Genomic DNA, 19,553 nt, shown 5'->3' with positions numbered 1-19,553 from the left:
CGACTAATCCACCCCTTTGGGTTTTTGTTGTTGCATAAAGCCGAACAGGTAACCGGCCACCCGGCGCATCTGTATTTCATCGGCGCCCTCGGTGATGCGGTAGCGCCGGTGGTGGCGGTAAATGTGCTCGAAGGGTTTGTAACGGGAATAACCCAGCCCACCGTGGACCTGCATGGCGGTGTCCGCCGCTTCACAGCACAGGCGGTTGGCCTGGTAGTTGCAGATCGATACCTTGTCGGATACCGAAAAGGCGCCGTCACGGTCCATCAGCCAGGCCGTCTTGTGAATCAGCGCCCGCAACATTTCGCAGCGAGCCTGAAGGTCGACCAGTGGGAACTGGATGGCCTGGTTGCTCGCCAGTGGCTTGCCGAAGGGTTGCCGTTCCCGCGCGTACTTCACCGCCTCGTTCACGCAATACTGTGCCGCGCCAAGACTTGAAGCGGCCTGGCGGATGCGATTCTCGTTAAAGAAATGCTGCACAACCTGCAGGCCCTTGCCCTCGCCGCCGAAGATCGCCGAGTCGGGCACACGTACATCCGTCAAGGACACGCGGGCGTGGTCGGAGGGCATGTTGAAGGTCCACAGGTACTCCTCGACCTTGAGCCCCGGCGCATCCATGGGCACCAGGAAGGCAGTGATGCCGGTGGCGTCGCCCGGTTTGCCTGAGGTGCGGGCCATTACCATGTCGCTGTGCGCGATATGCACGCCCGTGTTCCAGGTTTTTTCGCCGTTGATGACCCAGTGATCCCCGTCCCTGACCGCGCCGGTTTCCATCCAGGTGGCATCCGAGCCGTGTTCGGGTTCGGTAATGCCGAAAGCGAAACCACGGGTCGCGTTTTTCAGGCCGTCCACCCACTCGGCTTTCTGTTCATCGGTGCCGTACTCCAGCATGAGTAGCAGGCCCACATTATTGCCCACCACGGAGTGCTCGTTCTGCAGGTCGTTGTGCAGGCCGAGACCTTTGCAAGCCAGATGTTCACGAATAATGGCCATGCCCAGGTTGCTGCCGTCGCGTCCGCCGTGCTCGGCGGGGAAGGGGTAGCTGTAGATGCCTGCCTCGATTGCCAGCTGCTTGGCCTGTTGCAGCAGTTGCTCCCACTGCTCATTGGGCAGCCCGTCCCGCTCCCAGTCCGTGCGGGCATCCTCGCGGCGATGATCGAAGAAACGGATGTTATCGTCCGCCTGTTCCAGGGGTTTTATCTTCGCCTCGATAAAGGCGTCGAGCTCGTTCAGGAAATTGCTGATGTCTTTTGGAATATCAAAGTTCATGTGTCTACAACCCCTTGCTGCGTATCTGGTTCCGCCATTGTGCCGTTTGAAACTGTCTCGTTTCGTGCAGGGCTTGACGCGCAGCGGATCCAAATTCGACGGTCACCGCGACCGGCAAAGCCCGGGCTAGACGCCAGAGTATATTGGCTCACGGAGCCAGGTGGTGAATTTTCGCATCAGTACCGCAATCGCGGAACCACGGTGTCCAGCGTAGCACGTCGTTAACTGCTGCCAAGTCCAGAAAAGTCTGGACTGCCTTGTCATGTATGGTAATTGTAGAAAGACAACGAACGGAGCCAGAGTGACTGGCGAAATAGCAGGTGCTTGATAAATGAGTGATCTGAATATGTGCGCGCTGGACACGGCCACGCCGGGGGGACCACTGCAGGTGTGCCCCGCTGCTGGTCAGGAATGGCATGAACTGCTGGCGGCGAATCGGGAAGAACTGCTGCAGGAACTGTCTGCACACGGGGCCATTCTTTTTCGTGGCTTTGCGATACGCAGTGCGCAGGATTTTGAAGCCTTTACCGGTGCGTTGGTTGAGAAGTGGATGGATTACAAGGATCGGGCGAGTAAGCGCAGCCTGGTGGCAGGTAAGGTTTATACCTCCACGGACACGCCGAGTGGGTTCAGGATCCAGCTGCATAACGAGAGCTCCTTCACCTCGAGATGGCCGGGAAAGATATTCTTCTATTGCCAGAAAGCGGCTGCACAGGGCGGGCGTACCCCGATTGCCGACAGCCGCAAGATTTACCAGACCCTGCCAGCGGAACTGCGCGCACCCTTCGAAGAGCATGGGGTGATGTACGTCCGCAACTTCGGGGAGGGCGTGGGCATGGATTGGCGAGATGTCTTCCAGGTCGAGACCAGGGAGGAGCTCGAGCAATACTGTACCGAGGCCGCGATACAGTTTACCTGGCTGGACCAGGACCGCCTGAGAACCATCCAGACCCGCCCGGCTAGCCTGCGGCACCCGCTGACCAATGAAACAGTCTGGTTTAACCACGCCATGGCGCTGCACGTGAGTTCCCTGGATCAGTCCCTCCGGGATGTACTGTTGCGCCAGCACGGCGAAGAAAACCTGCCGCACAATACCTACTATGGCAATGGGCAGCCTATTGACGATGACACCATGGGCAGCATCCGGCAAGCCTACGAGGGCGCAACCACCCTGTTCGAATGGCAGGCGGGCGATGTGTTGATGCTGGACAACCTGCTCTATGCTCACGGCAGGGAGGCCTACTCTGGAGAGCGCAAGGTGTTTGCCGCGATGGCGGACCCGGGTTCCTGGTCTGCTTGCGGGTACGCACTCGAACTGCCGAAAAGTGAGCCGTTGACCAGCGTCAATGTAAACGCGAGTGGTTTAGCAACGGCAGTTCAGAACCAGGAGACGGTGTCGGCATTAGAGGATTGGTTCCTGGATGCGGTCGCGCGCGAACTGCAGCTTGCATCCGTCCAGGGGGCGGATAATTTTGTGGATATGGGCGGTGATTCACTGTCGGCCGTGGCGCTGCTGGAGGATTCCTGTGAAAAATTTGGCGTCGAGATTGATCTTGACGTATTCCTGTCAGCGGAGACGCTGGATGCAATCCTGGCTGCATTGCGGGCTGAGCTAGAGGCGAATTGATCCTGAGCAGGTATCCAATGCTGGACTATGTATGCGGCTGTGTTTCCCGCTCTGCCCAGGCCAGGAGTTCGGCACGGCGCCACAGGTATGCCCAGGCCCAGGGTTGGTAGTCGCCGCGTTCGTAAGCCGCCGCGCGAACACGAGATCGACTTAATAAGGCATCGACATCCTTGCCGGTAATCGGCTTACAGGGCCCGTACCTGGCGCCGTTACTCACCGGCGTGGCAGAGAGAAACGCGAGCTTGGGTTCCATTGCGACGACCTGCGGATCAAGGAACCAGCTACTGCGATAGAGACCGACCAGGTCCTCCTCAGACTGGAGGAGCAGGGCGATATTCAGATAGGCCCCGCGAAGCTGGCGCTCCGAGAATAGCCGCCGATAGCGGTCTGCGGTGTGAATCACAAGATAGTTTTTATAGCGACCATTCAGCGCATACCATCTCTTGCGCATCGCGATAAGGAAGTCCCGGGCTCCGCATTTCTGCACAAGGCTCTTCACCCTCGCATAGGGGCCTGACGTCGCGGTTTGAACGGAGATGGCAGATGGACGTCTATCGGTGAATAATTTCTCATAAACCAGGTGGCGCCGCTCCACGATCCAGGCACCGCCAACGGGAAGCGCCCGACCCGCACAAACCGCAAAATCCCTCTTCAGGTTGTCAAGTTGCCTTGCGTCCGGTGACAGCGCATCGTAGTACCCTGTCTCCTGCTTGCCCACATCCTCTAGCACGCGCTCTAACCACTGGAGGGTGAGCTGTTGCAGTTCAGTCGGGAGATCGAGGAAGCATGTCTTATCCACTAGGTTTAATGACAGTTGTAGCAGTGCGAGCTGGTTATATGCACACGCCGTGTCGCTATCGTATGCCGCGTCGACCCTGTGCAAGTAGTTCACCTGGGGCTTTGGCAGGTCACAGGCGTAGTTGGTGCTGTCGTGGTATTCGCAGAGCTGGACGTAGTGTTGCAACGGGAAAAGTGCAAGCACGTCGCTGACGCTCTCCAGTTGCTGCGTCAGCGTGGCTGCCTGACGGATCAATGTTTCACGTAAGTTAGAAATCTTGAGCATTCTGGTGTTGTTCATTCACTGACAACTGAACACGTTACCGTACTCCGGATCAACGCTGAATTTTAGTGTTCGGTAGCAGGCTACACCCTGCGCAAATAGATTACCGGCAGCACTCTGTCGGTGTGTTCCTGGTGGCGACGTTGCGCAGGATTACGCTTGATAATTTCCGGCCACAGCTTTTTGCGCTCGTCACCGACGATTTCCTCCGCCACCACGGGGAAAATCTCCGCCCCCAGTTGTACCTCTACCCTCGGGTTTGCTTTCAGGTTCAGCCACCAGGCAGGGTCTTTGTCGCTGCCATTGTTGGAAGCGACAACGGCGACATTGTTGCCATAGGGATAGCAGGCAATAGGGGTGGGCCTGGTGCGACCGGATTTACGTCCGATGCAGTAGATGACCACCATGTCGATGCCCGCAAGGCTGGAGCCCAGCTTGCCCTTGCTTATACGGTATACGAACTGATGGACTTTACCGAACAGCTTCCAGTTTGCCATGGAACTCGAACCTCACACCTGATAAGCGCCCATTGAAGCAGTCGGTTCGTTCTTCTGCAATGGCTGTCGATACGCGTGGCGGTGGACTGCAGTCAGAACATAGCTTGTTTTTCTGTGAACGAGGGGCAGGCTGGTGGTGGTAAAAGCGCGCACAAGCGGCAATACTCAAGGGTAATGATTTGTAACACAGTTACTCAAGGCCAATGAATCCAACAGTATTTAACCGTGCCACGCATTTCAGCCTCATATGGGGTGTCATGCTGTGCTTCATCACTATCATCGAATGGCGTAGCCTGGACCGGGAGCCACTAAAGAAGGATATCCTCAGTCCATTTATCCATCGGGATGTGAAAATCATTGCGCAGCCCGAGAGACCCTCGTCAGCAGGTCAGGCACAGTACGTTGTAGAGCTGGATTTCAACGGCCCGCTGTTTCTGGCCTGCTTCTTTATCCCGATTATCATCTTCCACGGAATCGGCAGGCTATGGACGCGGATACGAGCCGGCTGAAATCGGGCAGGTCGCGCGGGAATGCCTGCCTGTGCGCAGCGCAACCTGTGCGTGAGGTGACAGGCGTGCTGTTGGCAGCGTCATGAACGTCTTCGTTTTGGCTGCCGATGCGATCCTGGTTCTGCACGTTGCGTTTGTTGCCTTCGTGCTCATCGGTCTGCTATGCATCGTCGCTGGGGGGCTGCGCAGCTGGGACTGGGTACGCAACCCCTGGTTTCGCCTGGTTCACCTCGGGGCCATTGCAGTGGTGGTAGGGCAATCCTGGCTGGGTCGTATCTGCCCGCTGACGACCTGGGAAATGATGCTGCGGGAGCGTGGCGGTCAGTCGACCTACGAAACCACCTTTATCAGTTACTGGTTGCAGAGAGTGCTCTACTACGACGCGCCGATGTGGGTGTTTGCGCTATGCTATACCGCTTTCGCCATGCTGGTGGTGCTGTGTTGGTGGTGGGTGCGCCCGCACAGCTTTCAGCGAACCCGTGTCTCTCGCGGTAACCCTTGAACCAGCGCGGCGCCTGGCACGTCCCGGTGGGTGGGGAGTAAAGCGCGGCTGAACGTACTCTTCACTCGTCGCGCGTGGTGTAGCGACCAACCAGCCCGGTCACTTTCCGCAGCAGCCACCGCGGCGTATTGCGTGTGGTGAAGGTCGAGACCTGGTTTAGCCTGCCTGGCACACAGATGACGTCTCCCTGCTTGCAGGCCTGGTAGCCCGCCCGCGCCACGTCAGCGGCGTCCCCGATCATGAAGTCGGGGATATTGAGTTGATCGCTTTTGGCCCGGGCCTGGCTCATCATATTGGTGTCGGTCACGCCCGGACAGAGCGCGGTTACCGTAACGCCAGTGCCCTTCAGTTCTTCCGACAACGATTCTGTCAGCGATAACACAAAAGCCTTGGTAGCCGCGTAGGTTGCCAGGGAAGGCAGCGCCTGAAATGCCGCGATCGAGGCAACGTTGAGCACCCGTCCACTGCCGTGGGCCACCATGAGTGGCACAAATGCCGACAACATGCCAGTCAGACCGCTGATATTCAGGTCCACCAGCTGCTGATGCCTTGTGGTCGGGATGTCGATGAAGCGGCCGTGTTCGAGCACGCCGGCATTGTTGACCAGGGCCGTAATCGACACCCCGGCCTGCTGCAGTGAACGCGCGAGCCGGGAGGCAGCTCCCTTCCTGGAGAGGTCAGTGGGTTCCACCCGGACCTTGATGCCGTGCTCGGCCTCCAGTAAACGGGCCAGATGCTGCAGCTTCGCTTCCGTGCGCGCGACCAGCACCAGGTCGAAACCGTCCGCGGCAAATTCCGCGGCCAGGGCTTCGCCGATACCTGAGGAGGCACCGGTAATCAGTGCGATTTCTCTGTTCATGAGTGCAGCTTAGTCTGGAATATGCTTGCCATCCATTTAAATTGGGTGCTTTTGCGCCTGTGCCTCAACATGTTATTGGCCACGTTCAAGCGCGGGCGGGTGCAATGCAGCGCCAGCAGTGCCAATTATCCTGTCCCATCCGCAGCAAGAGGAATATTATGTCCCAGCCTGTCGATGCCAACGTCGTGGGTGGTCGCCGCGCACACAGTGAACGCAGCAGGAAGCCGCGGAGGCTGTTGCTCGATCGAGATGTGGCATCGCCTGCGCTATCACCAGGGCCTCGGCAAACGAGCCGCCAGCGACGTGGTCGTCGGTGCTTACTTCATTGTTGCAAGGCTGAGTTAACAAGAGGGAGATTATTGTGGCTGAAGAATTCGAAGATCAGGGCGGCGTTGCCAAGATGGACCCGGGCGGGTTTTCACGTTGGCTCACCTCTACAGTGGTCCGGCGTGCCTGCAGCCCACAGCGACTGGAAAAACAACGCGCGAAGCTGGAGCGTGCGCGCATCAGCGCAGGCAAGTCTCACGTGGTGGAGTATTTTCACCAGGTTGACGACGGCTATAGCCACCTGACGGCGCAGGTCCTGCAGCAGCTTGGCCAGCGCTATGACATCGAACTGAAGTGTCACCTGGTGCATGGCCCGCAGGGAGGGAACTCGGCCGAACCCGATCTGCTGCTGCGTTTGTCACGCTACGACGCCAGCCACGTGGCCCCCGAGTACGGCCTGCAATTTCCCGAGCATACCGATGCTCCCGACCATGCGCTGGTCGAACTGGCGACCAGGGTGCTGGCGGCGCAGGAGGATGCCGATTTTATCGAGTGTGCAGCCTACGTGGGCGATGCATTGTGGTCGCGGGATGCCGGGCGGCTGCAGGGCCTTGCTGACAGTCTCGGTAGTGCGAGCCAGGAGGATTGTTCCGCGCGACTGCAGGCGGGAACGGAGCGCCGGTCCAAACTCAAACACTACTCAGGGGCCATGTTTTACTATGCCGGCGAGTGGTACTGGGGAGTGGACCGCCTGTATCACCTGGAAAAACGCCTGGCGGAGTTGGGCGCAGACCGAGAGCCCGGTGAGCCCATGCTGGTGCCCCGCCCGGCCGCAGAGGCTGGCCCACTGCGTGATGACGGCAGCCTGACCCTCGAGGTATACCCCTCCCTGCGTAGCCCCTACACCGCGATTGTCTTTGATCGTGTGCTGGAGCTGGCAAAAGAGAGCGGCGTCAACCTGACCGTGCATCCGGTATTGCCCATGGTGATGCGAGGGGTCTCCCTGACCCGTGAAAAGAGTTTTTATATATTGTCCGATACGGCCCGTGAGGCCCGCGAGGCCGGTGTGCTGTTCGGTAATTTCTACGACCCCATCGGCAACCCCGTGCGCCGATGCTATTCACTGTATCCGTGGGCATGCGAGCAGGGCCGTGGCAATGAACTGTTGTCCAGTTTCTTGAGTGCCGCCTTTGCACGCGGGATAAATACCAACAGTGATCGCGGGCTACGCAAGGTGGTGGAGGCGGCCGGCCTTGACTGGAGCGAGGCCAGGCAGCACCTCAGTGAATCGGGTTGGGAGGAGATACTGGAGAGCAATCGCCTCGCCATGTACGACGCCGGCCTTTGGGGTGTGCCCAGTTTCCGGTTGTTAAGCGCAGCCGGCGAGCAGCTGCTGGCTCTCTGGGGCCAGGATCGCTTATGGCTGATAGCCCGTGAAATACAGCGTCAGTTGGCCGCTCGCCAGGACACCTAGGTGCAGCCGGGTGCGGGCCGGGTCATACGCCTACATCCCTTTGCGGGTAAGCCTTATTTCAGTACTGTTGGCCGGCAGCGAAAAGCTGACCCCGTCTTCCCCGAGGGTGTAATCGGGGAAAATCTTCTCTGCGCCATTGAGGTAGAGCAGGTCCTGTCCCGGGAGTACCAGTGGCGGCACGATATGATAGTAAAGCAGGTGGCCGACTCCAGCAGCGCGGGCGGTTTCCGCGGCATCGACCGGGCTGGCGTGGTAATCGGGAATGTCACTGCTGATTTTGGCCATGGTGGAGTTGCCCAGGCTTTCAGCACTGTCCTGCATCAATTTGACAAGATTGGGCGCGAGAGCCTCGTGCACCAACAGGTCGACCCCCCTGGCAAACGCTTCAATGTTGGCGAGTTTCACGGTGTCGCCGGTGATCAGCAAGCTGCGGCCCTTGTAGCTAAATCGATATCCCACCGCAGGCTCTACAGGGGAATGATCCACGGCCAGTGCTTCGACCTGGAGACCATCATCCTGATAAACCAGGGCCAGTTCGCCTGTGGCGGGCGTGGTAAAGGGCACAGCTCGCATGCCGGCACCACTCAACGGCGCGACAAGGTCACCATGGTGTTCGTTGCGATAGATGAAATCCTGGGCGTAGGCCGCATTGAAACCGTCTACCACGCGTTCCACTCCGCTGGGGCCATACACGGGCAGGGGCGCTGTGTTGGCGCCGCCGGCCCAGCGCAGGGTGCTCATTTCGCCTAGCCCGTCGATGTGATCCGAGTGAAAGTGGGTGAGGAAAACGGCCTGTATTGCTCCGGGTTGGTAGCCAAGGCGTAACAGGTTGCGTGGACCGTCTGTGCCGGCGTCCACGACAAACAGGTTCTTGCCGGCAACAACGATAACGCAAGGACCCGACGCCCTGGGGCCCGGCATAGGACCGCCCGCTCCACACAGGGCCAGGTGGAGGCCGTCTTCGAGCTCCGCGATCGTATCTGCCGCCAGGCGCGATGCCATGCCTCTTTCCAGCAATATCGCGGCGATATTAGCTCGCTGGTAATAGAGGATGATAAAGGCGAAAGTGAGAGTAAGCGTCAGGATGAGCAAGCGTCTTTTCATGGTCTGCCCCGGTGTCTCTGGTGTTATGTCTTGTACGCTGAGAGATGGTGGCGCAATTTGTGCCATAAACCAGTCATCAGCCGCGAATTGCGTTAAAGTTTGCCCCGGACGCGCCCGGCTGTAGCATAATGCGCCCGCCCTGGAGTATTAGAGTAATAAAGCGTCTACACTGAGTGAAACTATATACCAGCGTTGATTCCCCGTCACACGGGCGGCATTTCACCGGGGCCTTATACCGACAGCAGGAGAGCACAAAATGACCACAGGAAAACAGCTATTCAGCACGCTTGCAGATGGCAAACTCACAGTAGAGGTGACAGAAACCGAGTTTGCAGATCCCAGCGGTAACCAGGTGCTGGTCCGGATGGAAGCCGCTCCCATCAATCCTTCTGACCTGGCGCTGCTGACCAGCGCCGCAGATTTGGAAAATGCGGAGTATTCGCCAGGCAAGTTTGTTGCCAGCATGCCGGAACCGTTCAACAGCGCGCAAAAAGGTCGCCACGGCCTGCGCTTACCGGTGGGTAATGAGGGCGCCGGCACCGTGGTGGCGGCAGGTGACAGCGAATCTGCACAGGCACTGGTCGGTCAGCGTGTCGCGTGTGTACCGGGCAACGCTTACTCGCAGTACTGCATCGCCGACGCAGCGATGTGCCTCCCGCTGGGTGATATCTCGTCACAGGATGGCGCCTCGGCGTTCGTCAACCCGATGACCGCGCTGGGCTTCGTGGAAACTGCAAGGAAGGAAGGGCAGGGCGCGATCATCCATACTGTGGGGGCGTCAAACCTCGGACAAATGCTGATCAAAATCTGCCAGGAGGACGATATTCCCCTGGTCAATATTGTGCGCAAGCAGGAGCATGTCGATTTGCTCTCCGGCCTGGATGCGAAGCACATCGTCAACTCCGCCGAAGACGATTTCTTTGATCAACTATGCGGGCAGATCGATGCCACCGGCGCCTATTTTGGCTTTGACCCGATTGGCGGCGGCAAGCTGGCCGATACCTGCTTCCGGGCAATGGAACAGGTTGCAGTGAAGAAGATGAGCGAGTATTCGCGCTACGGCTCCGATCAGCCCAAGAAGATGTATATCTACGGCAGGTTGGACATGGGGCCGACCATCCTCACACCGGCCTACGGCTTTGGCTGGACGCTGTCGGGCTGGCTGCTGACACCCTTCCTGCAAAATGCGGGCATGGAGACGGTGATACGCATGCGCCAACGTGTGCTCGACGGGCTCACCTCGACCTTTGCCAGCTCCTACAAGCGCAGCGTGTCGCTGGAGGAAATGCTGACCCGGGAAGCAGTGCTGGATTACCGCCTGATGAAAACCGGCGAGAAATACCTGGTAACACCGCAAGCCTGAGTGCGCCAACGCACCAGTTCACCCCAAAGGCAATGTCATGCCGCCGTGTGTCCGTAACGGGGCACGTGGCGGCGTTGGGTGCCGCGTAGGGTCGCAGTGGTGCGGCACCGCTGTTTTACCCAGCCCGTGCAGAAAACCCGCTAACAGAGGAGTCAATCAATGACGGCGCGTCCGATCAAAAATCGTGTTACCGAAATGACGGGTACTGATTACCCGATCATCCAGGCCCCGATGGGCTGGATAGCCCGCGCGCAGCTTGCCTCGGCGGTGAGTAACGCAGGCGGCATGGGTATCATCGAAACCGCATCCGGTGAGTTTGATAACATCCGCAATGAAGTGGCGAAGATGCGCGACCTGACTGACAAGCCCTTCGGCATGAACGTGGCGCTGTCGTACGTCAAGGGCAGCAACATTATCGACTTCGTGATCGAGCAGGGCATCAAGTTCGTCACCACCTCCTCGGGCAGCCCGAACGTCTGTACGCGTCTGTTCCAGGAGGCCGGTATCACCGTGTTTCACGTGGTGCCCACGCTGGAGATGGCGTTGAAAGCCCTTGACTGTGGCGTGGATGGCCTGGTGGTCGAAGGTGGAGAAGGCGGCGGTTTCAAAAACCCGAGCCCGGTATCCTCCATGGTGCTGCTGCCCTTGGTCCGGTCCCGCACCGACGTGCCGATTATTGCTGCCGGGGGTATGTGCGACGGCCTGTCAATGGCGGGTGCCTTTGCCATGGGCGCCGAGGGCGTGCAGATGGGCACACGCATGCTCAGCTGTGCGGAGTCGCCGGTACATGACAACTGGAAGCAGGCTGTGGTCAGTGCCCGGGAAACCGATACCGTCTTTCTCAACCAGGCGTCGCGGCCGGCGCTGCGCGCCTTGCGTACAGCACGCACGGCTGAACTCCTGCCCCTCGGGGCGTTCAATGCCATGGAGCATTTCGCGGGCGTCAACGAGCTGTATTTCGGCGGCGACATGGAGGCAGCCATTCCGCTGTCCGGCCAGGTGGTGGGACGCATCGATGAGGTCAGGACGGCAGAGCAGATCGTGCAGGACACGGTCACTGGTTTTTATGACGCGGTGAACGCAATGGCAGCGCGTTACGGCGCATAGCGCGGGGGCGTTCGGGCGCTGGTATCAATCTACCGGTTTCAGCGACAGGCACAGGGCAATCGCCGCCAGGCAGGTCCCCAACAGCAGCATGAGTACGGTACTCACGCCGTACAGCGTATCGACAACGCCCAGCAGGCCTCCGCTCAACAGGAACAGGCCGATCACGGTATTGCTGACGGCGGTATAACTGGATCGGTTCTCCGCAGTGGCCAGGTCGACGAGGTAGGTTTTCCGGCCAACACGGGCGCCCTGGTGCGCCACAGCGGCAGTGAAAATGAGCCCACCCGCCACAACCGCCTGCGACAGGGCGTCAGGTGCCAGCCATATGCACAGCAACGCTGCGGCGATGACCAGGGCGCAAAGACCCGCCGCCGCTGCCATGACATGGTGTGATGAACTGTCGGACCAGCGTCCCCACAGCGAGCCTGACAGCAGGCCGGCCGCGCCTTCAGCCAGCAACAACCACATGAGCTTGCTGACGCCGCCATTGCCTCCCTGCTGGATGATCACCACGATATAGGGAATGGCGAAAGCCGTCGCCACCAGCAGCATTCTTGCCAGTACAAAGTGCAGCAGGTCCCTGTCTGTCGTGAGCAGAGTGAGGCTCTTGATCGCCTCGGAGAAGGCGTTGCCGCCGCCCTCAGTGGCGCCGGGCACTTCCGGGATGCCCGCGTAGATCGCCGCTGCGGCCAGCCAGAGCAGGGCGGCGCTGCCCAGGAGCAGCGCAAACAGCCAGGTGTCAGCCTGGTCGGCCGGGGCGCTGCCGCTCGAGGAGAAAACCAGCAGGGTGATCGCTACCCCAAGCGTCACCATCCCTGCCGAGGAGGCGGCCATTCCTGTCAGCCTGCCGCGCCGGGACTTGGAGATGGTTTTACCCAATACGTCCTTGGCCGCTACTGAGCAGACACCCCGCGACAGGCTGAACAATGCCAGCAGGAAGACAATAGTCGGCGCGGCGATGTTGCCAGGTAAGGTCAGTAGCGCCACGACCATGGCGATGAGCGCGAGCGCCTGGCCGACGCTGCCAGCCACCCAGAACCACTTGCGCACAGCATGTTCCCTGATCCACTGGGCGATGAACAGCTGCGGTAGCAGCGACAGCGATTCGCGCAGGGGTACCAGCAGGGAGATGAAAACAGGTGGCGAGCCGATGCTCGATAGCATCCAGGCCAGCACCAGGCGGCTGGAGGTGAGCGCATCGCCGATCTTGGTCAGTGTCTGCGCCAGCAGTTGCCGCACGAAGGCTGAGGGTTGCTCAGAACAGGCGTCATCCGGAATGTCCCGGCAAACGCGCGCGTCTTCATCCTCAACCAGTAGGGTGTAAATAGTTTCCGAAGGGTCTTTGCTCATGGCGCTCAATGATACGCCGAAGATGGGCGATTGGCCCACCGCGACTTTTTCAGGTGTCACCGTGGCAAACAGTGGATGCCGCGGCAGTCCCGGGTCAGCCTCTTCTTGCCTCGCGTGTAGCCGGTCTTGTGGGTGGCGCTACCCTTACAGCAGAAACGGAATGAGTACTTTGCGCTCCTGTGGATAGTCCGCAAACTTTTTCCTGTACCAGGCGTGCACCTGGAAAGCGCGGGGTACGAGGTTGGCGGCACTTACCAGCAGTACGAACAGTGCGCCCGGCGACCAGGTGGCAATGGCGAAACCGGTAAATGATAACAGCTCGGTGAAATAGCTCGGGTTGGTGACGTAACGAAACAGGCCGCCTGCAGGAATCCGGTAAACCTTGTCGCCACGCTCTACTTCTTCCTTGCTGCGTAGATTGCGGATGATGGCATCGGAGTGGATATTGAGGATGAAGCCGGTGAAGTAGATGCTCATGCCCAGCAGGAAACGCGGGTCGGTCAGCCACTCCGGCGTCATATGGGTGCTGAGATGTGAGATGAAAACGGCGTTGAGGTAGCCGTGCAGTGTGGTAACGAAGATCCCGGAGACCACGACGACGAGAGAAAAAGTGCCTTTGGCGCCGCGCGGTACGCGCATGAGGAGTGGGAAGATAAAACCACGGTTACCGTAGTGCAGTAACCAGATGCCGAGAAAAATCATCGGTACCACCTGCCCGGCATTCTGGCCGTGCAGGTAAAACCAGAGGAAGCTCAACGTGGCGGGGAGTTCCATCAAAAACCAGCCCAGCCGCGGCGACAGGTTGATGCCGCGTCGTTCGGAGCCGAGTTTGCCATAAGGTGCCTTGGCTATGAACGCGCCGACGAGGATCGCGGCGGCATAGACAAAGCTGGCCAGCAACACGTAGTGGTAAACCTCGGCAGACATCAGCCATTCCATACTCTTTCTCCTCAACAGGTGCGCGCTGGGGCGCCGGCCACGCTTGCCGGTGCAGGTAGCGCTACTATGGAAGCTATGATGCCCGCTACCCGGTTGCCGGCCTAGGACGGGAAAGACCGATGACATTGATATCTGCGTCCGCTGCAATGCTCACCCGTCAGCCGTGCCTGGGTCGACAATGGTGCGGGCGCTGACCGGGCGCGGGGCTTGCGGGCGCGAGCAACAACAGGGTTGGTGTAGACTTTGCCAAAGAATAGATAACTGGAAACCTGCAGGTGGAGAACCTATGAATTCAATCAAAGCTACGCTGCTCGGCGCCACGCTGATCCTGGCCGGCTGCGTCGATGACGCAATGCACATCCAGGATTGCGCCAGCGCCGGTGATATCCGGCCTGTTTGCGGGATGCAGTCACCGGAAGACATTGCTGCGCTGCCGGATGGGCGTCACTTGTTATTGGCGAATTTTGGCGGCATGCATGGCGGCACCGGCACACTGTCCCTGTTTGATACACAGAGCGAAAATTCCAGGCGCCTGTTTCCGCCAGCCGGTGCTGTGCCCGCGGTGGTGGAGGAACTCTGGGGCGAGCCGGACTGTGCGCCGCCTGTTGCTGAAGTATTCAGCCCGCACGGCACACACCTGCACCGCCTGACCGATGGCCGCCTGCGCTACCTCGTGGTCAACCATGGTGGTCCGGAGACCATAGAGCTGTTCGAAGTCACGGGGCAGGGTGAGACCACAGAGCTGGCATGGCGCGGTTGTGTGCAGGCCGCCCCCGAGACTTTCATTAACGATGTAGTAGGGCTGAAGAATGGCGACCTGATCTACACGCGCATGCTGCATACCGAGGGCATGACAGAAAAATTGCTCAGTGCCCTTGGCAGGAACACGGGGGATCTATGGCGCTGGAATCGCGACAGCGGATTGCGTGTTTTGCCGGGTACCGAGGCAAACCAGCCCAACGGTATCGAAATTTCGCCTGATGAGCGTTACGTCTTTGCCAACATGTACTTTACCGGCGAGGTCTGGAAAGTGGACGCAGATACGGGCGAAGTAGTAGCCACTGCACCGGTGGCCAGCGGTGACAACAACGCCTGGGGCAGTGACGGCAGGTTGTGGGTGGTGGTGCACAGGGACAGCATGGTCAACCTGTTGTCCTGTTTCTCTGCCCAGGAACGCCCCTGCGGAGCCGGCTTTGAGGTGGTTGCCATTGATCCCGAAACGATGGCGCATGAGACGGTGTTCGCGCACCGGGGTGCACCCATGGGCGCTGCGACCGTGGCTGTACCCCAGGGAGGGCGTGTCTACCTGGGGTCATTTGTCGGCGACAGGCTGATTTCAGTCCCTGACTTCGGCAGCGCGCCATGATGAGGCGGCAACCCGTCGGGTGATCTGGGCGCCTGCTGCTGTCGTAATCTCACAGAGACCATATTGCGATTCAATATGGTGGCCGGCAACGGGTGTCGGCCAGTGAGATGGAGACACAGAGGCAGCGATGAACTACCAGGCCCCCCTGAATGACATGCAGTTTGTGTTGCTCGACGTACTCGGCGTCGGCAACCTCAGCCAGTTCGACAAGTACACCGATGCGTCACCGGAACTGATCGTGACCATCCTCGACGAGATGGGCAAGTTTTCCGCCGAGGTCCTGCATCCAATAAACAAGGCTGGTGACCAGCAGGGCTGCCAGTACGATCCGGAGACTCACGTGGTCACCACACCGGAAGGCTTCAAGGCAGCCTACAAGCAGTTTGTTGAGGCCGGGTGGACGGCACTGGACGCACCGGTGGAGTGGGGCGGTCAGGGCCTGCCCCATGTGCTCAAGTTCGTGGTGGACGAGATGGTCTGCTCCACCAACCTGTCACTGGGTATGTATCCGGGCCTGACTCACGGTGCGATCAGCGCCTTGCACGCACACGGCGCAGACGAACTCAAGGAGACCTACCTGGCCAAGCTGGTCAGCGGGGAGTGGAGCGGCACCATGTGTCTTACCGAGCCGCAGTGCGGCACCGACCTCGGCCTGATTCGTACCCGGGCTACACCGCAGGACGACGGCACCTACCTCATCGAGGGTACCAAGATATGGATCACTGGCGGCGAGCACGACCTCGCCGACAACATCGTGCACCTGGTCCTGGCCAAACTGCCCGGTGCGCCTGATACCACCAAGGGGATTTCACTGTTCCTGGTGCCCAAGGTCCTGCCCGACAGCGGCGAGCGCAATCCCGTGTACTGTGGCGGCCTCGAGCACAAGATGGGTATCAAGGGTTCGGCGACCTGCGTCATGAATTTCGAATCTGCGCGCGGCTGGCTGGTTGGTGAGGCTAACGACGGCATGCGTGCGATGTTCACGATGATGAACGAAGCTCGCCTCATGGTGGGCATGCAGGGACTGGGGATTGCCGAGATGGCGTACCAGGAAAGTCTCGGCTTTGCCCGTGAACGGCTGCAGGGCAGGGCGTTGACCGGCGCCGCCAACCCGGACGGACCGGCAGACCCGATCATTGTGCATCCCGACGTGCGGCGCATGCTCATGCGCCAGAAAGTCTTGAACGAGGGTATGCGTGCCCTGGCCCTTTTCACCGGGCACCAGCTCGACCTGTCGGTTGCGCATCCGGACGCCACAGTGCGAGAGGAGGCCGACGACCTCGTGCAGTTGCTCACGCCTGTGGTGAAGGCGTTTCTTACCGATGAGGGCTTCAACAACGCCAACGTCGGCCTGCAGGTGCTGGGTGGCGCCGGCTTTACTACCGACTGGCCGCTGGAGCAACTGGTGCGAGATTGCCGTATCGCACGCATCTACGAGGGCACCAACGGTATCCAGGCGCTGGACCTTGTTGGCCGCAAGCTCGGTATGGCGGGAGGCAGGCTGGTGGTGCGACTGTTTGCCCTGCTCAAGGCCTGGGCCGGAGCAGAGTCTGCGCCCTATGCTGACCAGCTGACATCGAGCATACAGGCACTGGAGCACGCCACCGGCTGGATAGCGGAGCAGGGTATCCCCGATCCGGACCAGGCCGCGGCCGCCGCCTCACCCTACCTGCGGCTGGTGGCGCTGGTCATGCTTGCCTATCTGTGGTCACGGATGGCTGCCACGGCGCAGGAAAAACTGGATCGTGGAGAGGGCAACGAGGCCATGTTGAACGGCAAGCTGGTATCGGCCCGCTATTACTTCGAGAAGCTGCTTCCCGAGGCCGAGTGGTTGCTGCGCGACATTACCAGCGGCAAGGAAAGCATGATGGCGATGCAGGAAGAATACTGGGCGGCCTGAGCGCCGCCGCAGTTTACTGAGTCGCTTCACGCTGGCCATCTACAGGCGTAAGATGCTGGCTTCCTAAAAGAAAAACCAGAGCGAAACCGCTTATGAAATTTGCCTACCACGCAACCATGTGCCCACCCGAACAGTACCTGCCCCTGGCAATCGCGGCAGAGGAGGCGGGCTTTGACACCTTCACCTTCCCCGACAGCATCTGCTACCCCAAGGAAGGCTCGGATGTGTACCCCTACAACGACGACGGCACCCGCGACTTTCTCGATGGGGTGCCGTTCCTCGAGCCCTTTGTCGCTATCCCTTATCTCGCCGCGCGCACTGAGAAGCTCAGGTTTACCACGTCCGTGGTCAAGCTGGCCGTGCGCCAACCCGTGGTGGTCGCGAAGCAGCTGTCGACCCTGGGTGTCATGATCGGGGATCGCTTCGGCTTCGGCGTCGGCATCAGCCCCTGGCCCGAGGATTTCCTGGCCTGCCAGGTACCGTGGGAAAAGCGCGGCAAGCGCATGGACGAGATGATGGAAATCGTCAACGGGCTGATGAGCGGTGACTATTTTGGCTACCAGGGCGAGATTTTCCAGATCGATCCGATCAAGCTCTGCCCGGTACCGGAGCACCATATTCCGCTGCTGGTGGGTGGCCACGCCAAGCCGGCCCTGCGCCGGGCCGCGAAGCTGGGCGACGGCTGGGTGTCCGCCGGCTCTTCCTTACAGGAACTGCGGGATATGATCGCCCAGATCGAGGCATTCAAGAAGGACTTCGGGCGCGAAAACGCCCCCTTTGAATACCACGCCATGACCGAAGCCGCCTACTCGGTAGAGGGGCTGGCTGACCTGGCTGATGCCGGGGTCACCGAAGTGATCATCGCGTTTCGCAATCCCTATGACGCAGAGCCCGACACCCAGAGTGTCGAAGAGAAAATCGGCATGATCAACTGGTATGCCGAAAACGTCATTCGCCCTCACCGTGAAGGTTGAACGCGCGCGTGACTAACGCGCCGTTGCGAGACGCCATGTCGTGATGCAATCGCCAAGGCCGGTACACTGGCTGATGCTGCTGTACCTGAGCCTGTTCTGGGGGCTCGCCTTCTACCTTATTGCCGTCGCGCTGCGCGGCTTCCCTCCATTGACCATCGTCTGGCTGCGCCTGGCGGTGGGCGCGGCGGTGCTGTACCTGTTCATGCGCTGGCAGGGCGGGCGTCTGCCCGGCGACCTGGGCTGGTGGGGCCGCTTCGTGTTGCTGTCGCTGTGTGGCAACCTGTTGCCCTTTACGCTCATTACCTGGGCGGAAACGCGTATCAGCAGCGGCCAGGCGGGGCTACTCATGGCACTGATGCCACTCAGTACTGTGCTGCTGGCGCATTTCTACGTCGCTCACGAACAACTCACCACACGCAAGCTGTTTGGCGTGGTGGTGGGATTCCTGGGAGTGACCATCCTGGTGGGCACAGATGTGCTCAGCGGTCTTGGCGGCGGCCAGTTGCTGGCGCAGTTCGCAGTGCTCGCCGCCACCTTGTCCTACGCTGTGAACTCGGTCTACACCAAGCGCTTGCCGCCGATAGAGACTCTCGTGGTCGCAGCCGGCTCGCTACTGGCCGGTGCGTTGGTGCTGTTGCCCCTGGTCCTGGTCGTTGACAGGCCCTGGACGCTGGAGCCGGGCCTGGATGCCTGGGTCGCGTCCATCTCTCTGGGGGTGTTCGCCACCGGCCTGGCCACCTGGGTCTATTTCAAGGTGGTTTCGGATTGTGGGCCGAGTTTTCTATCGGTGATCAACTACCTGATCCCGGCGATCGCTTTTGCAGCAGGCGCGGTGTTTCTGGGGGAGTCGGCACAGCCTTACCAGTTTATCGGCTTGCTGGTGATCTTTGCCGGAATAGCCCTGTCACAGTCACGCAGGCGCACTGTGGGGCGCTTCGCCGATTAGCTTCAGCGTTTGACCACGAGCACTTCGTAGCGCCCCTTCGGGCCGATAAAGCTGGAGCAGAGCCAGCTCACCAGGCTGACAATGATTGCGCCGAACACCGCGCTCCAGAACCCGGTCACGTCGAAGCCGTCAACAAACCAGCCTGCCAGATTCAGCATGCCCGCGTTAAGGATCAGCAGGAACAATCCCAGCGTCAGGATGGTAAAGGGCAGGGTAAGCACAACCAGTACCGGGCGCACGAATGCATTGATGAGGCCAAGGGCGATGGCCGCCCAAACCAGCGCGCCGGTGGACTGGGCGCTGACGCCCGGCACCAGGTAAGCCGCGAGCCATATCCCGAGCCCGATAATTACTGTTCTGAGTACGAAACCGATCATGGCTTTAAAGTAGCACCGTTGCCGGCATCACGCCAACCGCGACACCGCTCTTTAACGGGTGAG

18 protein-coding genes are annotated in these 19,553 nt (G+C 59.9%); 10 read left to right on the top strand and 8 right to left on the bottom strand.

The annotated features are described in order from the left end of the window. Nucleotides 1-3: 3 nt before the first annotated feature. Nucleotides 4-1,269: an acyl-CoA dehydrogenase family protein gene (locus F0M18_RS07930; protein ID WP_149610871.1), complete on the bottom strand. Its 1,266-nt coding sequence runs from the start codon at nt 1,267-1,269 to the stop codon at nt 4-6. A 331-nt stretch (nt 1,270-1,600) separates the two neighbouring features. Here F0M18_RS07930 and F0M18_RS07925 point away from each other — a divergent pair, with 331 nt between their 5' ends. Then, a complete protein-coding gene (locus F0M18_RS07925) occupies nt 1,601-2,896 on the top strand; it encodes a TauD/TfdA family dioxygenase (protein WP_149610870.1) in 1,296 nt (431 codons plus the stop codon). Nucleotides 2,897-2,921: 25 nt separating this feature from the next. Here the strand turns inward: F0M18_RS07925 and F0M18_RS07920 are convergent, their stop codons facing one another. Both F0M18_RS07920 and F0M18_RS07915 read right to left on the bottom strand, forming a co-directional pair. Then, nucleotides 2,922-3,974 (bottom strand): hypothetical protein, encoded by a 1,053-nt coding sequence (locus tag F0M18_RS07920; protein WP_149610869.1) that lies wholly within the window; start codon nt 3,972-3,974, stop codon nt 2,922-2,924. Nucleotides 3,975-4,039: 65 nt separating this feature from the next. Continuing rightward, complete coding sequence (locus F0M18_RS07915; protein ID WP_149610868.1) at nt 4,040-4,453, bottom strand: nitroreductase/quinone reductase family protein; 414 nt, start codon at nt 4,451-4,453, stop codon at nt 4,040-4,042. 203 nt (nt 4,454-4,656) lie between these two features. Here F0M18_RS07915 and F0M18_RS07910 point away from each other — a divergent pair, with 203 nt between their 5' ends. Both F0M18_RS07910 and F0M18_RS07905 read left to right on the top strand, forming a co-directional pair. Then, nucleotides 4,657-4,962 carry a hypothetical protein gene (locus tag F0M18_RS07910; protein ID WP_149610867.1) on the top strand — a complete coding sequence of 102 codons (306 nt, stop codon included), beginning with the start codon at nt 4,657-4,659 and terminating at the stop codon, nt 4,960-4,962. Between the two features lie 82 nt (nt 4,963-5,044). Further along, nucleotides 5,045-5,464 (top strand): DUF2784 domain-containing protein, encoded by a 420-nt coding sequence (locus F0M18_RS07905; RefSeq protein ID WP_149610866.1) that lies wholly within the window; start codon nt 5,045-5,047, stop codon nt 5,462-5,464. Between the two features lie 61 nt (nt 5,465-5,525). On the opposite strand, the gene F0M18_RS07900 is transcribed toward F0M18_RS07905, so the two are convergent. Then, entirely contained in the window at nt 5,526-6,323 is a 798-nt protein-coding gene (locus tag F0M18_RS07900; protein ID WP_149610865.1) for an SDR family NAD(P)-dependent oxidoreductase, read from the bottom strand. A 361-nt stretch (nt 6,324-6,684) separates the two neighbouring features. Between F0M18_RS07900 and F0M18_RS07895 the strand changes: the two genes are divergently transcribed. Then, nucleotides 6,685-8,064: a DsbA family protein gene (locus F0M18_RS07895; protein ID WP_149610864.1), complete on the top strand. Its 1,380-nt coding sequence runs from the start codon at nt 6,685-6,687 to the stop codon at nt 8,062-8,064. 30 nt (nt 8,065-8,094) lie between these two features. Here the strand turns inward: F0M18_RS07895 and F0M18_RS07890 are convergent, their stop codons facing one another. Next, the gene (locus F0M18_RS07890) at nt 8,095-9,168 is read right to left on the bottom strand and encodes an MBL fold metallo-hydrolase (protein WP_149610863.1); all 1,074 of its coding nucleotides are present in this window, start codon (nt 9,166-9,168) and stop codon (nt 8,095-8,097) included. Nucleotides 9,169-9,424: 256 nt separating this feature from the next. Between F0M18_RS07890 and F0M18_RS07885 the strand changes: the two genes are divergently transcribed. Continuing rightward, nucleotides 9,425-10,531, top strand: coding sequence for a zinc-binding dehydrogenase (locus F0M18_RS07885; RefSeq protein ID WP_149610862.1), 1,107 nt, complete (start codon nt 9,425-9,427; stop codon nt 10,529-10,531). Between the two features lie 159 nt (nt 10,532-10,690). Then, on the top strand, nt 10,691-11,638 hold the full coding sequence (locus F0M18_RS07880) for an NAD(P)H-dependent flavin oxidoreductase (RefSeq protein WP_149610861.1): 948 nt from the start codon (nt 10,691-10,693) through the stop codon (nt 11,636-11,638). 24 nt (nt 11,639-11,662) lie between these two features. Here the strand turns inward: F0M18_RS07880 and F0M18_RS07875 are convergent, their stop codons facing one another. Both F0M18_RS07875 and F0M18_RS07870 read right to left on the bottom strand, forming a co-directional pair. Continuing rightward, on the bottom strand, nt 11,663-12,988 hold the full coding sequence (locus F0M18_RS07875; protein ID WP_149610860.1) for an MFS transporter: 1,326 nt from the start codon (nt 12,986-12,988) through the stop codon (nt 11,663-11,665). Nucleotides 12,989-13,132: 144 nt separating this feature from the next. Beyond that, nucleotides 13,133-13,927 (bottom strand): methyltransferase, encoded by a 795-nt coding sequence (locus F0M18_RS07870; RefSeq protein WP_149610859.1) that lies wholly within the window; start codon nt 13,925-13,927, stop codon nt 13,133-13,135. 286 nt (nt 13,928-14,213) lie between these two features. On the opposite strand from F0M18_RS07870, the gene F0M18_RS07865 reads away from it, so the two are divergent. From F0M18_RS07865 to F0M18_RS07850, 4 genes are all read left to right on the top strand, one after another. Next, on the top strand, nt 14,214-15,293 hold the full coding sequence (locus F0M18_RS07865; protein ID WP_188109642.1) for an SMP-30/gluconolactonase/LRE family protein: 1,080 nt from the start codon (nt 14,214-14,216) through the stop codon (nt 15,291-15,293). A gap of 127 nt (nt 15,294-15,420) precedes the next feature. Next, nucleotides 15,421-17,193 carry an acyl-CoA dehydrogenase C-terminal domain-containing protein gene (locus F0M18_RS07860; RefSeq protein WP_149610857.1) on the top strand — a complete coding sequence of 591 codons (1,773 nt, stop codon included), beginning with the start codon at nt 15,421-15,423 and terminating at the stop codon, nt 17,191-17,193. 92 nt (nt 17,194-17,285) lie between these two features. Continuing rightward, the gene (locus tag F0M18_RS07855; RefSeq protein ID WP_149610856.1) at nt 17,286-18,167 is read left to right on the top strand and encodes a TIGR03619 family F420-dependent LLM class oxidoreductase; all 882 of its coding nucleotides are present in this window, start codon (nt 17,286-17,288) and stop codon (nt 18,165-18,167) included. A gap of 73 nt (nt 18,168-18,240) precedes the next feature. Continuing rightward, nucleotides 18,241-19,113: a DMT family transporter gene (locus F0M18_RS07850; RefSeq protein WP_188109641.1), complete on the top strand. Its 873-nt coding sequence runs from the start codon at nt 18,241-18,243 to the stop codon at nt 19,111-19,113. Between the two features lie 2 nt (nt 19,114-19,115). On the opposite strand, the gene F0M18_RS07845 is transcribed toward F0M18_RS07850, so the two are convergent. Further along, a complete protein-coding gene (locus tag F0M18_RS07845; RefSeq protein ID WP_149610854.1) occupies nt 19,116-19,490 on the bottom strand; it encodes a phage holin family protein in 375 nt (124 codons plus the stop codon). Between the last annotated feature and the right edge of the window lie 63 nt (nt 19,491-19,553).

Origin of the sequence: Pseudohalioglobus sediminis (assembly GCF_008370495.1) — a bacterium.
Classification (GTDB): Bacteria; Pseudomonadota; Gammaproteobacteria; order Pseudomonadales; family Halieaceae; genus Halioglobus.
Note: the sequence above shows the minus strand (reverse complement) of the source record. Positions and strands in the feature narration are given on the sequence as shown.

Excerpts from the sequence above, each read along its gene's own strand:
- F0M18_RS07930 (WP_149610871.1), bottom strand. The coding sequence starts at position 1,269 with ATGAACTTTGATATTCCAAAAGACATCAGCAATTTCCTGAACGAGCTC.
- F0M18_RS07925 (WP_149610870.1), top strand. The coding sequence starts at position 1,601 with ATGAGTGATCTGAATATGTGCGCGCTGGACACGGCCACGCCGGGGGGA.
- F0M18_RS07920 (WP_149610869.1), bottom strand. The coding sequence starts at position 3,974 with ATGAACAACACCAGAATGCTCAAGATTTCTAACTTACGTGAAACATTG.
- F0M18_RS07915 (WP_149610868.1), bottom strand. The coding sequence starts at position 4,453 with ATGGCAAACTGGAAGCTGTTCGGTAAAGTCCATCAGTTCGTATACCGT.
- F0M18_RS07910 (WP_149610867.1), top strand. The coding sequence starts at position 4,657 with ATGAATCCAACAGTATTTAACCGTGCCACGCATTTCAGCCTCATATGG.
- F0M18_RS07905 (WP_149610866.1), top strand. The coding sequence starts at position 5,045 with ATGAACGTCTTCGTTTTGGCTGCCGATGCGATCCTGGTTCTGCACGTT.
- F0M18_RS07900 (WP_149610865.1), bottom strand. The coding sequence starts at position 6,323 with ATGAACAGAGAAATCGCACTGATTACCGGTGCCTCCTCAGGTATCGGC.
- F0M18_RS07890 (WP_149610863.1), bottom strand. The coding sequence starts at position 9,168 with ATGAAAAGACGCTTGCTCATCCTGACGCTTACTCTCACTTTCGCCTTT.
- F0M18_RS07885 (WP_149610862.1), top strand. The coding sequence starts at position 9,425 with ATGACCACAGGAAAACAGCTATTCAGCACGCTTGCAGATGGCAAACTC.
- F0M18_RS07880 (WP_149610861.1), top strand. The coding sequence starts at position 10,691 with ATGACGGCGCGTCCGATCAAAAATCGTGTTACCGAAATGACGGGTACT.
- F0M18_RS07875 (WP_149610860.1), bottom strand. The coding sequence starts at position 12,988 with ATGAGCAAAGACCCTTCGGAAACTATTTACACCCTACTGGTTGAGGAT.
- F0M18_RS07870 (WP_149610859.1), bottom strand. The coding sequence starts at position 13,927 with ATGGAATGGCTGATGTCTGCCGAGGTTTACCACTACGTGTTGCTGGCC.
- F0M18_RS07865 (WP_188109642.1), top strand. The coding sequence starts at position 14,214 with ATGAATTCAATCAAAGCTACGCTGCTCGGCGCCACGCTGATCCTGGCC.
- F0M18_RS07860 (WP_149610857.1), top strand. The coding sequence starts at position 15,421 with ATGAACTACCAGGCCCCCCTGAATGACATGCAGTTTGTGTTGCTCGAC.
- F0M18_RS07855 (WP_149610856.1), top strand. The coding sequence starts at position 17,286 with ATGAAATTTGCCTACCACGCAACCATGTGCCCACCCGAACAGTACCTG.
- F0M18_RS07850 (WP_188109641.1), top strand. The coding sequence starts at position 18,241 with ATGCTGCTGTACCTGAGCCTGTTCTGGGGGCTCGCCTTCTACCTTATT.
- F0M18_RS07845 (WP_149610854.1), bottom strand. The coding sequence starts at position 19,490 with ATGATCGGTTTCGTACTCAGAACAGTAATTATCGGGCTCGGGATATGG.